Consider the following 13,562-nt stretch of genomic DNA (forward strand, 5'->3'; position numbering starts at 1 on the left):
GTTTCCTCCAAGGGGTACGGCGATAACGCGGAATGTCGTTTTACTTCGGCGGCAACTTCAGTACCTGGCCCGGCTTGATCTTGTCCGGATCATCAAGCTGGTCGCGGTTTGCTTCATAAATCTTGTTCCAAGCGTTTGCGCTGCCCAGATGCTCTTTCGCGATCTTCGACAGCGTGTCACCCGCCTCGACGGTGTAGGTACCACCCACGACCTCGGCGGTGCTGTCGACAGAGGACGAAACGCCGGAAAAGTCGGCCTTCGGGACCTGGTCTGCCGTGCTGTCCACCTTGGCGCTGACACCGGAGAAATCGGCTTTCTTCTCGGTACTCATCAACACACTCCCGTCTGCATGACTACGTGGCAAGCACGTTCGCACACAGGTTGTTAAATAGGGATGGTTTTCGCGTGAAGCCTGCCCCGCCCGGGAGGCATGCGCCGTTACTGGCGCTGCTCCCGATAGGTCGTTGCCGGCATCGCGATGCCGTGGCTGGCCCGCCACGGATTGATGTCCAGGCCGCCGCGGCGGGTGTAGCGCGCTTCCACTTCCAGCCACTGCGGGTCGCAGCGCTGGCTTACCTCGCTGAAGATCCGCTCCACACACTGCTCGTGGAATTCGGCATGTTCGCGGTAGCTGACCAGATAGCGGAGCAGGCCGCTGCGGTCGATCTTCGGCCCGTGATAGCGCACGCTCACCGTCGCCCAGTCGGGCTGGCCGGTGACGGGGCAGTTGGACTTCAGCAGTGCCGACACCAGCGTTTCCTCGACAACCTGTGACGCATCGGCCAGCAGATAATCCGCACGGGGCGGTCCATAGCAGTCGATATCCACGTCCAGCGCATCAATGCTGTCGCCCAGTGGCACCTCGCGCAGCGGCGGCAGGCCGAAGCGGACGTCTACCGGTGCACCGGCGCAGGCGGAAAGGTCGGTTGCGATACACGTACGCAGGTCCTCTGCGGTATCGAAGCGGGCACTGTTGAGTGAGTTGAGATAGAGCTTGAACGACTTTGATTCCACCAGGCTGGGCGAGGTGCACGGCACCTGCACCGTCGCGACGGCGACGCAGGGTTTGCCCCGGCCATCCAGCCAGCCAAGTTCAAAGGCGTGCCAGCGGTCATGGCCGACGAACGGCAGCGTCGCCGCGTCGAGGCCGATCTCGGCGCGTGCCGCCGCGCGGGGGATGGGGAACAGCAGGCCGGGGTCGTACTGCGATGGGTAACTGACCTCGCGACCGAGGCTGGAATCCTGGGGGGTATTCATGGCGCTCATTGTAAATGAGCGGGTCGAACGGGTGAGACCCCTCGCGGTGGGCTGTTCTGGCGCTGCAGCTGGGGGCCGGGCGGTGGGGTTGGCCGGGGGACGGCAAAAACTGCATCCAGGCGTGCCTCGTTTCGTGCCATCCATGGCGGAGTCCACGTCATCGCATTCGCGCTGCCGCTCCCACGCTTTGCTGCGCAAACCGCGGGCCCCGTCTCACCAGCACCCACACCCCGCCGCTTCGCGGCCGCCCCTGACTCAGGGGCTCCCCTCAACCCGACGGGTCAGCGACGCCTGCGGTAGCGCCGAGCCGTGCTCGGCGGAATGTTTCCGCCAACGGCCCGCTGCGCTCGCCGACCATGGGTCGGCGCCACCGACGTCGGCATGCCCAACGTTTCCGTGACCGCCATGGACCTGTCGAAGGTGGGGCGGGGTGGGTTGGCGGGGGCGTTGAGCGCCATGGATGGCGCGAAACGAGGCACGCATGGACGCAGTTTTTGCCGTCCCCCGCCAATCCACCCCGCCCCGCCCACAGGCAGCCCTGCAGCTGTTGCTGTGGCTTCAAAAACCAGAACCCCGGCGGACCCACTCAGGCCTCGGCTGGCGCACCGTTCAGGTAATCCAGGCTCACCTGCAGCAACGCGCGCAACCCGACGTCCAAGGCCTTTTCATCCAGCAGGAACTTGGGGGAATGGTTGGCCGGCGCCTTGGCCGGGTCGATCCCTTCGCTGGTGGAACCGACGAAGAAGAACATCGCCGGTACTTCCTTGGCGAACAGCGAGAAGTCCTCCGCGCCCATCTGCAGCGGCGGCTCGTACACGTTGTCCGCGCCCACCACCGCCTGCAGGCTTGGCAGCATGCGGGCGGTCAGCGCCGGGTCGTTCACCGTCGCCGGGTTGCCTTCCGCTTCGTAGATTTCGGTCACCGCCGTGGCGCCATGCGCGGCCGTGGTGTGCTCGGCGACGTTGCGCAGGTCGGCGAAGATCTGCTGGCGCATGCCCTCGTCGAAGGTGCGGATGGTACCCACCATCTCCACTTCGTCCGGGATGATGTTGTAACGGATGCCGCCGTTGATCGCACCGAAGGTGACCACCGCCGGCTGCTGCGCCAGGTTCGTACGGCGGCTGACGATGGTCTGCGCGGTGCCGATCAGATCAGCCGTGGCCACGATCGGGTCCACCCCGTTCCACGGCGCCGAGCCGTGGGTCTGGCGGCCGATCACCTTGATGCCGAAGCGATCGGAGGCCGCCATCAGCGGGCCACCGCGTACGGCGATCTTGCCCGCCTGCACGCTGGAGAACACGTGCAGGCCGAAGATTGCTTCGGGCTTGAAATCAGCGAACACACCTTCTTTCAGCATCAGGGCCGCACCGCCCTCTTCCGGCGGCGGAGCGCCCTCTTCCGAGGGCTGGAAGATCAGCATCACCTGCCCCGGCAGGTCCTTGCGCATCGCCACCAGGGCCTCCGCCACGCCCAGCAGGGTCGCGGTATGCGCGTCGTGGCCACAGGCATGCATCACCCCGACGGTCTGCCCGCGGTACGTGCTGGTCGCCTTGGACGCGAACGGCAGCCCGGTCTGCTCGGTGACCGGCAGCGCATCCATGTCGGCACGCAGGGCGATTTTCGGGCCCGGCTTGCCGCCTTCGATGATCGCCACCACGCCGTGGTGGGCAATGCCGGTCTTCGGCTTCAGGCCCATCGCGCGCAGCCGCTTGGCGACCTCTGCCGAGGTCCGCTCTTCACGGTTGGACAGCTCCGGATGCGCATGGAAATCACGCCGCCACTCCACCACCTGGGCCTGCAGTTTCTGCGCAGCAGCGGCGACTTCGGGGCGCTCGGCGGACTGCGCATGGGCGAGCACCGGCAGGGCCAGCAACAGGGCGGATGACAGCAGCGCGCGACGGGGCATCGGGATCTCCACGGTAGGGTTGCGGTTGAATGTAGGCCAAGCGGTCGCTTTCGGGAACCTTTGGCTCCTGGCAGGGTCGGAGCATCCGGCCCTTTTGGCATGCAGGCACTGACACGGCCCACAGGTATGCTTGGCACCTTGCCAGCTGGGCGTTCGCCCGGCCCAGCCCCCAGGAGTGATTGGAATGTCGCGTTTGTGGAAGATCGTGCTGCTGGTGGCGGCAGTGTTGGTGGTCGTGTTCGTCGGCCTGCGCTTCATGGGCGGCGGCAAGGATGCGCCTGCCGGCGATGCCGCTGCGGCGGGTGAGCGCGGCGAGCGGGGCGGGCCCCCGGCCGACACCGGCCCGGTGCCGGTGACCGTGGTGGAAGCCCAGCGCCAGGACGTGCCGGTGTACGCCAGTGCCCTCGGTACGGTGAGCGCGATGAATACCGTCACTGTCAGCCCGCAGATCGGCGGCCAACTGATGAGCCTCAATTTCCGCGAAGGCGAGGAAGTGAAGAAGGGCGACGTGCTGGCGGTGATCGATCCGCGCACCGCGCAGGCCAGCTATGACGAAGCCGCGGCCGCCAAACGCCAGAACCAGGCCCAGCTGGCGACCGCACGCTCCAATTTCCAGCGCTCCAGTGCGCCGGAATACCAGCAGTACGTGGCGAAGACCGACCTGGATACACAGCGCAACCAGGTGGCCCAGTTCGAAAGCACCGTGGCGGCCAACGAGGCCAGCATGCGCGCCGCCCAGGTCCAGCTGCAGTACACCAAGGTCACCGCCCCGATCACCGGCGTGGCCGGCATCCGCGCCGTCGACGCCGGCAACGTGGTCAGTGCCGGCACGGCGCTGGTCACCCTGACCCAGGTCCATCCGATCCACGTGGTGTTCAACCTGCCCGAGCGCCAGCTCGGTGACGTGCGTACCGCGCAGCAGGCGGGTGCCGTCCAGATTGCCGCGCTCGATCGCACCGATGCCCATGTGATCAGCGGCGACGGCACGCTGGATGTGGTCGACAACCTGATCAGCAGCGACAGCGGCACGTTCCGCGCGCGCGCCCTGTTCGCCAACCAGGACAACATCCAGTGGCCGGGCCAGTTCGTCAACGTCCGCCTGCAGCTGCGCACCATCGGTGGCGGCATCGTCATTCCCACCCAGGCGGTGATGCGCGGACCTGATGGCGAGTACGTCTATGTGGTGCAGCCCGACAACACGGTGAAGATGCAGACCGTGCGCAGCGGCGTGGAAGTGGGCGACAGCCATGTGCAGGTCACCGAAGGCCTGAAGGGCGGTGAGCGGGTGGTCAGCGAAGGCCAGTTCCGGCTCAAGCCCGGTGCCAAGGTGAACGCACTCAAGCCAGGCGAAACCCCGGCAGCGCCGACCGAAGCCGAACTGAAGGCCGCACAGCAGCAGAACGGCGGTCGCCGTCCCGGTGGCGGCCCGCGCTGATCGCGGCCCCGCCTGATTCATCGGTGCCGGCACCTCTGCCGGCATCGTCATGACGTCCCAGCAAGGATCTGCCCGTGGGCTTTTCGACCCTCTTCATCCGTCGCCCGATCGCCACCTCATTGCTGATGGCGGGGCTGCTGCTGCTCGGCATCCTCGGTTACCGCCAGCTGCCCGTGTCGGCACTGCCGGAGATCGATGCACCCAGCCTGGTGGTGACCACCCAGTACCCGGGCGCCAACGCCACGACCATGGCGTCGCTCGTCACCACGCCGCTGGAGCGCCAGTTCGGGCAGATCTCCGGGCTGGAACTGATGACGTCCGATTCGTCGGCGGGGCTGTCCACGATCATCCTGCAGTTCTCGATGGAACGGGACATCGACATCGCCGCGCAGGACGTGCAGGCCGCCATCCGCCAGGCCACCCTGCCCTCCTCACTGCCCTACCAGCCGGTCTACAACCGGGTGAATCCGGCCGACGCGGCCATCGTCACCCTGAAGCTGACCTCCGATACGCGCCCGCTGCGTGAGGTCAACAACTACGCTGACTCGATCCTCGCCCAGCGCCTGTCGCAGGTGCAGGGCGTCGGCCTGGTGTCGATCGCCGGCAACGTGCGCCCGGCCGTGCGCATCCAGGTCAACCCGGCGCAGCTGTCCAACATGGGACTGACCCTGGAGAACCTGCGCAGTGCGCTGACCCAGGCCAACGTCAGCGCACCGAAGGGGTCGCTTAATGGCAAGACCCAGTCCTACAGCATCGGCACCAACGACCAGCTGACCAGTGCCGCCGAGTACCGCGACACCATCATCAGCTACCGCAATGGCGCGCCGGTGCGCCTGTCCGACGTCGCCAACGTGGTCGATGGCGTAGAGAACGACCAGCTGGCGGCCTGGGCCGACGGCAAGCCAGCGGTGCTGCTGGAAGTGAGGCGCCAACCCGGCGCGAACATCGTGCAGACCGTCGAACGCGTGCGTGCGCTGCTGCCGCAGCTGCAGGGCGTGCTGCCAGCCGACGTACACCTGGAGATCTTCTCCGACCGCACGGAAACCATCCGTGCGTCGGTGCATGAGGTGCAGTTCACCCTGATCCTGACCATCGGCCTGGTGGTCGCGGTGATCTTCCTGTTCCTGCGCCGCCTGTGGGCCACGATCATTCCCTCGGTCGCGGTACCGCTGTCGCTTGCCGGCACCTTCGCGGTGATGGCGTTCGCCGGCATGTCGCTGGACAACCTCTCGCTGATGGCCCTCGTGGTAGCCACCGGCTTCGTGGTGGACGATGCGATCGTGATGATCGAGAACATCGTCCGCTACATCGAGCAGGGCAAGAGTGGCAAGGAAGCCGCAGAGATCGGCGCGCGCCAGATCGGCTTCACCGTGCTGTCGCTGACCGTGTCGCTGGTCGCGGTGTTCCTGCCGCTGCTGCTGATGCCCGGCGTCACCGGCCGGCTGTTCCATGAGTTCGCCTGGGTGCTGAGCATCGCAGTGACGCTGTCGATGCTGATCTCGCTGACCCTGACCCCGATGATGTGCGCCTACCTGCTCAAGCCGGACGAACTACCGGAAGGCGAAGACGCGCACGAACGCGCGGCCGCGGCCGGCAAGCGGAACGTATGGTCCCGCACCGTGGGCCTGTACGAGCGCAGCCTGGACTGGGTGCTGGCCCACCAGCCGATCACCCTGGCAGTGGCCGGCGCGGCACTGGTGTTGACGGTGGTGCTGTACATCCTGATCCCGAAGGGCCTGTTGCCCGACCAGGACACCGGCATGATCACCGCTGTGGTGCAGGCCGACCAGAACGTCGCCTTCCCGCAGATGGAACAGCGCACCAAGGCCGTGGCCGAGGCGCTGCGCCAGGATCCGGACGTGACCGGTGTATCGGCCTTCATCGGCGCCGGCTCGATGAACCCCACGCTCAACCAGGGCCAGCTGTCGATCGTGCTGAAGGAACGGGGTGAGCGCGATGGCATGGCGGTGATCCTGCCGCGCCTGCAGGACGCGGTGAAGAACATTCCCGGCATCGCGCTGTACCTGAAGCCCGTGCAGGACGTGACCCTGGATACCCGCGTCGCGGCCACCGATTACCAGTTCGTGCTGTCGGACGTACAGGCCGACGAAGTGGCGACCCATGCGCTGCGCATGACCGAAGCGCTGCGCAAACGACCCGAGCTGGCCGACGTGGACAACAACCTGTCCAACCAGGGGCGCGCGCTGGAGCTGACCATCGACCGCGACAAGGCCAGCGTGCTCGGCGTGCCGATGCAGACCATCGACGACACGCTCTACGATGCGTTCGGCCAGCGCCAGATCTCCACCATCTTCACCGAGCTCAACCAGTACCGCGTGGTGCTGGAAGTCGCGCCGGAGTTCCGTACCAGCACCGCCCTGATGGAACAGCTGGCCGTTGCGTCCAATGGCACCGGTGCACTGACCGGCACCAACGCCACCAGCTTCGGCCAGGTCACCTCGTCCAATTCGTCCACGGCCACCGGCATCGGCAACCAGAACACCGGCATCACCGTGGGTGGCGGCGGCATCATTCCGCTGTCCGCGCTGGCCGACAGCAAGGTCACCAGTGCCCCGTTGCTGGTCAGCCACCAGCAGCAGCTGCCGGCGGTCACCGTCTCGTTCAACGTGGCCAGCGGGTACTCGCTGTCCGCCGCAGTGAAGGCCATCGAAGAGACCCAGGCCGAACTGAAGTTGCCCTCGCAGGTGCATGCACAGTTCATCGGCAAGGCCGCGGAGTTCACCGGCAGCCAGACCGACGTGGTGTGGTTGCTGCTGGCGTCGCTGGTTGTGATCTACATCGTGCTGGGCGTGCTGTATGAAAGCTACATCCACCCCATCACCATCATCTCCACCCTGCCCCCGGCGGGCGTGGGCGCGCTGCTTGCCCTGATGCTGAGCGGCCTCAGCCTGTCGGTGGACGGCATCGTCGGCATCGTGCTGCTGATCGGCATCGTCAAGAAGAACGGCATCATGATGGTCGACTTCGCCATCGAGGCGCGTCGAACCGGCGCCAACGCGCATGAGGCGATCCGTCGGGCGTGCCTGCTGCGCTTCCGCCCGATCATGATGACCACCGCTGCCGCCATGCTCGGCGCCTTGCCCCTCGCGCTGGGTACCGGCATCGGTTCGGAGCTGCGTCGTCCGCTGGGTATCGCCATCGTCGGCGGCCTGCTGCTGTCGCAGTTGGTGACCCTGTACACCACACCGGTGATCTACCTCTACATGGAACGGTTCTCCGACTGGACCGCACGGCGTCGCGAGCAGCGCGCGCTGCGTCGTGGCGATCGCCATCCCCCGGCGCAGGAGCCGCAGGCGTGAGTGCAACGACGCGCACGGCGGGAGCCGCACGTTGAACATCTCCGGCCCCTTCATCCGGCGCCCGATCGGCACGGCCCTGCTGGCGATCGGCTTGTTCATCATCGGCCTGATCTGCTACCTGAAGCTGGGTGTGTCGGCGCTGCCGAACATCCAGATCCCGGTGATTTTCGTGCACGCCAACCAGGCCGGCGCCGATGCATCGACCATGGCCTCCACGGTCACCGCGCCACTGGAACGCCACCTGGGCCAGCTACCGGGCATCGACCGCATGCGCTCGTCGAGCTCGGAAGGCAGCTCACTGGTGTTCATGATCTTCCAGAGCGACGTCGACATCGATTCGGCCGCGCTGGATGTGCAGACCGCCATCAATTCAGCGCAGGCCGACCTGCCGTCCGGGCTGGGTTCGCCGATGTTCTCCAAGGCCAACCCGAACGACGATCCGGTCATCGCCATTGCGTTGACCTCTGAAACCCAGTCCGCCGACGATCTCTACAACGTGGCCGACTCGCTGCTGGCGCAACGCATCCGGCAGATCACCGGCGTGTCGTCGGTGGATATCGCCGGTGCCTCCACGCCTGCGGTGCGCGTAGACGTCAACCTTCGCCAGATGAACGCCCTCGGCCTGACGGCCGATGACCTGCGCAACGCCGTGCGCGCTGCCAATGTCACCTCGCCCACCGGCTTCCTGAGCGACGGCAACACCACCACCGCGATCATCGCCAACGATTCGGTGGCACGCGCCGCCGACTTCGCCAATCTGATCATCAAGACCGGCGAAGACGGCCGGGTGATCCGCCTGCAGGATGTCGCCAATGTGTACGACGGGCAGCAGGATGCGTACCAGGCTGCGTGGTTCAACCACAAACCCGCCGTGGTGATGTATGTGTTCACCCGTGCAGGGGCGAACATCGTGGAGACCGTGGACCGGGTAAAGGAGCAGATCCCCACGCTGCGCGATTACCTGCAGCCGGGCACCACGCTCACCCCGTACTTCGACCGCACGCCGACCATCCGCGGGTCGCTGCATGAAGTGCAGATCACCCTGCTGATCGCGCTGGCGATGGTGGTGTTGACGATGGCGTTGTTCCTGCGCCGGCTGGCCCCGACCCTGATCGCCGCTGTTACCGTGCCGTTGTCACTGGCCGGTGCGGCGTTGGTGATGTACGCCCTCGGCTTCACCTTGAACAACCTGAGCCTGCTGGCGCTGGTGATCGCCATCGGCTTCGTGGTCGATGATGCGATCGTCGTGATTGAGAACATCATGCGCCACCTGGACGAGGGCATGCCGCGCATGCAGGCCGCCTTCACCGGTGCACGCGAGATCGGCTTCACCATCGTCTCGATCACCGCCTCGCTGGTGGCGGTGTTCATTCCCCTGCTGTTCGCCAAGGGCATGATGGGCGCGTTCTTCCGCGAGTTCACCGTCACCCTGGTGGCGGCCATCGTGGTGTCGATGATCATCTCCCTCACCCTGACGCCCGCCCTGTGCAGCCGCTTCCTCGACCCGCACGCGGATGCGGGCACGCCGAGCCGCTTCGGCCGCTGGCTGGATGCCGGGCACGACCGCATGCTGCGGATCTACACCCGCATGTTGGACTTCTCGCTGCGCCACGCCCTGCTGCTGTCGCTCACCCCCCTGCTGTTGATCGCCGCCACGGTGTTCCTGTTCGGTGCGGTGAAAAAGGGCGCATTCCCGGCGCAGGACACCGGCTTGATCTGGGGCCGCGCGAACTCCAGCGCGACGGTGTCGTTCGAAGACATGGTCAACCGTCAGCGCCGCATCACCGACATGCTGATGGCCGACCCTGCGGTGAAGACCGTCGGCGTGCGCCTGGGCAGTGGCCGGCAGGGCTCAAGCGCGCAGTTCAACATCGAGCTGAAGGCCCGCAAGGACGGACGCCGCGAGACCACCGCGCAGGCCTTGGCACGGCTCAGCGCCAAGGCCGACCGCTACCCGGACCTGCAACTGCGCCTGCGTGCGATCCAGGATCTGCCCAGCGGCGACGGCGGTGGTTCAAGCCAGGGCGCGCAGTACCGCGTGTCGCTGCAGGGCAACGATCTGGCGCAACTGCAGGAATGGCTGCCCAAGCTGCAGGCCGTGCTGAAGAAGAACCCCAAGCTGGCCGACGTCGGCACCGACGTGGACGAGGCGGGCCTGCGCCAGAACATCGTGATCGACCGCGCCAAGGCGGCACGCCTGGGCATTTCGGTGGGCGACATCGACGGCGCGCTGTACGGCGCGTTCGGCCAGCGCCAGATCTCCACGATCTACTCGGACATCAACCAGTACAGCGTGGTGGTCAACGCCCTGCCGGAACAGACGGCAACGCCGGGGGCACTGGACCAGGTCTACGTGCGCGCAGGCAATGGCCAGATGGTGCCGATCACCGCCGTAGCCGAGCAGGTACCGGGGCTGGCGCCTTCGCAGATCACCCATGAAAACCAGTACACCACGATGGAGCTGAGCTACAACCTGGCGCCCGGTACCAGCATGGGCGAGGCGAAGGCAATCATCGACAGCACTGTTGCGGGCATGCGCATGCCCGGTGACATCCGGTTGGCCGAAGGCGGCGGTTTCAGCTTCGATTCGGATCCGATGGAAATGCTGGTGCTGGTGATCGCCGCCATCCTGACGGTGTACCTGGTGCTGGGCATGCTGTACGAAAGCCTGATCCACCCGGTGACGATCCTGTCCACCCTGCCCGCTGCGGGGGTGGGCGCATTGCTGGCGTTGTATGGCACCAACACCGAACTGTCGGTGATCTCGATGATCGCGCTGGTGTTGCTGATCGGTATCGTCAAGAAGAACGCGATCATGATGATCGACTTCGCCGTCGTCGCGCAGCGCGAGCACGGCAAAAGTGCGCTGGAAGCTGCCCGCGAAGCCAGCATCGTGCGCTTCCGCCCGATCATGATGACCAGCATGGTGGCGATCCTGGCCGCGGTACCGCTGGCGATCGGCATCGGCGAAGGCTCCGAACTGCGTCGCCCCCTGGGCATCGCCATGATCGGCGGCCTGCTGTTCTCGCAGAGCCTGACCCTGCTCAGCACCCCGGCACTGTACGTGATCTTCTCGTGCCTGGCCCAACGCTGGCGCAGCTGGCGCACCCGCCGCCACGAGAAGAAGCAGCTCAAACGCGCCGCCCGCGCCTGAAAAAAGGGGACGGAGGGGATTAAGTCGCATTCGGCCGCCTATGGCCGAATGCGACTTAATCCCCTCCGTCCCCTTTTTTCACGATAATGGAGGCTGCTTCTGTTGCTGGGTCCGCATGCCTGCCCGAGAATCCCGTCTGAGCCGCCTGTGGGCGCACGAGAAGGCCAGTTATGGCCTGCGGGTGTTCATCGCCCTGACCGCGGCGATGGCGGTGTGCTGGCATTTCGATGCGCTCACGGCGTTGCCCGGGGTGTTCCTCGGCATCATCGCCAGTGCGATCGCAGAGACGGATGACAACGCGTGGGGCCGCACCAAGGCCGTGGTCTTGTCGCTGCTGTGCTTCTGCCTGGCCGCCGCGGCGGTGGTCTGGTTGTTCCCGGTACCGTGGCTGTTCATCAGTGCGCTGGCCCTGTCCACCTTCGGGCTGACCCTGCTGGGTGGCCTGGGTGAGCGCTATGCGTCGATCGCCCAAGCGACCGTGACGCTGGCCATCTACACGATGATCGGGCTCGAGCACCACGGTGCGCAGGACTGGCGCACGTCACTGGAGGCCGTCAGCCATCTGCTCGCAGGCGCCACGTGGTACGGCCTGCTGTCGATCCTGTGGACGGCACTGTTCGCCAACCGTCCGGTGCGCGAGCGCGTGGCCCGCTTGTATGTGGAACTGGGTCGTTACCTGCAGTTGAAGGCCACGCTGTTTGAGCCGGTACGCGAAGCCGACCTGCAACGGCGTCAGCTGGCGCTGGCCGAGCAGAACCGCCGCGTGGTGGATGCATTGAACGTCGCCAAGACCGCGATCCTGGCCCGCTTCGGACGCTCCGGCCGGCCGGCGGTGAACTCCGGCTTGTATCTGCGGCTGTACTACACCGCGCAGGATTTCCACGAGCGCGCCAGTTCATCGCACTACCCCTACGGCGCGCTGGTGGATGCGTTTTTCCACAGTGATGTGCTGTACCGCTGCCAGCGCCTGCTGGACCTGCAGGGGCAAGCCTGCGCGCGACTGGGCGAAGCGATCCGCGTTCGCCGGCCCTTCGTGTACGGCGACAGCAACCAACAGGCAGCGCGCGATCTGGTGGATTCGCTGGCGTTCCTGCGTGGTCAGGATCGCCCGCAGTGGCGCCGCCTGCTGGCCTCGCTGGACCTGCTGGTGAACAACCTGCAGAGCATCGGCCGCCGCCTGCTGGATGCCGAAAACTCCGACGCCACCCTGGATAACGTCGACACCCGCCTGCGCGACAACAACCCCCATACGCTGCGCGAAATGGGCACGCGGCTGCGCCAGCAGCTGACGCCCGGCTCGGTGCTGTTCCGCCATGGTCTGCGCATGGCGATCGCCCTGATCGTCGGCTTCGCTGCGATTTCCCTGTTCAACTTCCAGAACGGATCGTGGGTGCTGCTGACCATCGTGTTCGTCTGTCGGCCGAACTTCGGCGCCACCCGGCAGCGGCTGGCGCAACGCATCGCCGGCACGTTGGTCGGCCTGGTGCTGACGTGGGCCCTGCTGCAGTTGTTCCAGGACCTGCACAGCCAACTGCTGATCGCGCTGTTGTCTGCCCTGTTGTTCTTCTTCACCCGTACCGACCGCTACCTGATGGCCTCCGGTGCGATCACGGTGATGGCCCTGACCTGCTTCAACCTGATCGGTGACGGCTTCCTGCTGATCGTGCCGCGCATGGTCGATACGGTGCTGGGCTGCGCCCTTGCCGCAGCCGCCGCGTTCCTGATCCTCCCCGACTGGCAGGGGCGCCAGCTCAACAAGGTGCTGGCGCGCGTCCTGGACAGTGCTGCGCGCTATCTGGAGGCCGTGCTGGGCCAGTACCGCAGCGGCATGCGCGATGACCTGGCCTACCGCATCGCACGTCGCGACATGCATAACGCGGATGCGGCCCTGTCCACGGCGCTGTCCAACATGCTGCGCGAGCCCGGCCACGTCCGCCGTAATCTGGATGCCAGTTTCCGGTTCCTTGCCCTGTCCAACACGCTGCTCGGGCATCTCTCGGCCTTGGGCGCACATCGCGATCAGGTGGACAGCTTCGCCCAGGACCCGCTGGCGTTGTCCGCCGGTGAGCGGGTCCAACAGGGGTTGCAGCAGCTGGCGCGTGCACTGGCCGAGCGCGAGCAGATCGGCGATGCGGACAATGAAAACGACCGCGCCATTGCCGAGCAGCTGGAGCAGTTCGACGATGCGATGCCGCCGAAGCTGCAGTTGATCCGCACGCAGGTAGCGTTGGCGTTGCGATTGCTGCCGAAGCTGCGGGCGGCAGCGAACGAGGCGGTGCGGATGCCGGTGCGGTAGTTATCGGGTAGGGCCCCTCGCGGCTGGCTGCTGGTGCTGCCGCTGGGTTTGGGCCGGGCGGTGGGAATGGACAGGGGACGGCAAGGGCCGCATCCATGCGGGGTCCACGTCATCGCATTCGCGCTGCCGCTCCCACGCTTTGCTGCGCAAACCGTGGGCCCCGTCTCACCACCACCCACACCCCGCCGCTTCGC

At 66.3% G+C, this 13,562-nt stretch carries 7 protein-coding genes; 4 read left to right on the plus strand and 3 right to left on the minus strand.

Annotated features, from left to right (window positions below; all coding sequences use genetic code 11):
* Window positions 1-40: 40 nt before the first annotated feature.
* The 3 genes from ABRP17_RS06650 to ABRP17_RS06660 all read right to left on the minus strand — a co-directional run bounded on the left by ABRP17_RS06650 (window position 41) and on the right by ABRP17_RS06660 (window position 3,163).
* Window positions 41-331, minus strand: a complete 291-nt coding sequence (locus ABRP17_RS06650; protein WP_349985447.1) for a LysM peptidoglycan-binding domain-containing protein — start codon at window positions 329-331, stop codon at window positions 41-43.
* Window positions 332-438: 107 nt separating this feature from the next.
* Window positions 439-1,257 (minus strand): NADPH-dependent 7-cyano-7-deazaguanine reductase QueF, encoded by an 819-nt coding sequence (gene queF / locus ABRP17_RS06655; RefSeq protein WP_349985446.1) that lies wholly within the window; start codon window positions 1,255-1,257, stop codon window positions 439-441.
* Between the two features lie 586 nt (window positions 1,258-1,843).
* Window positions 1,844-3,163, minus strand: a complete 1,320-nt coding sequence (locus ABRP17_RS06660) for a M20 family metallopeptidase (RefSeq protein ID WP_192082509.1) — start codon at window positions 3,161-3,163, stop codon at window positions 1,844-1,846.
* A 184-nt stretch (window positions 3,164-3,347) separates the two neighbouring features.
* On the opposite strand from ABRP17_RS06660, the gene ABRP17_RS06665 reads away from it, so the two are divergent.
* From ABRP17_RS06665 to yccS, 4 genes are all read left to right on the plus strand, one after another.
* On the plus strand, window positions 3,348-4,598 hold the full coding sequence (locus ABRP17_RS06665; protein ID WP_349985768.1) for an efflux RND transporter periplasmic adaptor subunit: 1,251 nt from the start codon (window positions 3,348-3,350) through the stop codon (window positions 4,596-4,598).
* Between the two features lie 74 nt (window positions 4,599-4,672).
* The gene (locus ABRP17_RS06670) at window positions 4,673-7,918 is read left to right on the plus strand and encodes an efflux RND transporter permease subunit (RefSeq protein ID WP_349985769.1); all 3,246 of its coding nucleotides are present in this window, start codon (window positions 4,673-4,675) and stop codon (window positions 7,916-7,918) included.
* Between the two features lie 31 nt (window positions 7,919-7,949).
* Window positions 7,950-11,072, plus strand: coding sequence for an efflux RND transporter permease subunit (locus ABRP17_RS06675; protein ID WP_188325237.1), 3,123 nt, complete (start codon window positions 7,950-7,952; stop codon window positions 11,070-11,072).
* A gap of 115 nt (window positions 11,073-11,187) precedes the next feature.
* The gene (yccS, locus tag ABRP17_RS06680) at window positions 11,188-13,368 is read left to right on the plus strand and encodes a YccS family putative transporter (RefSeq protein ID WP_349985770.1); all 2,181 of its coding nucleotides are present in this window, start codon (window positions 11,188-11,190) and stop codon (window positions 13,366-13,368) included.
* Window positions 13,369-13,562 lie beyond the last annotated feature (194 nt).

Origin of the sequence: Stenotrophomonas sp. WHRI 8082 (genome assembly GCF_040223995.2) — a bacterium.
Lineage (GTDB): Bacteria > Pseudomonadota > Gammaproteobacteria > Xanthomonadales > Xanthomonadaceae > Stenotrophomonas.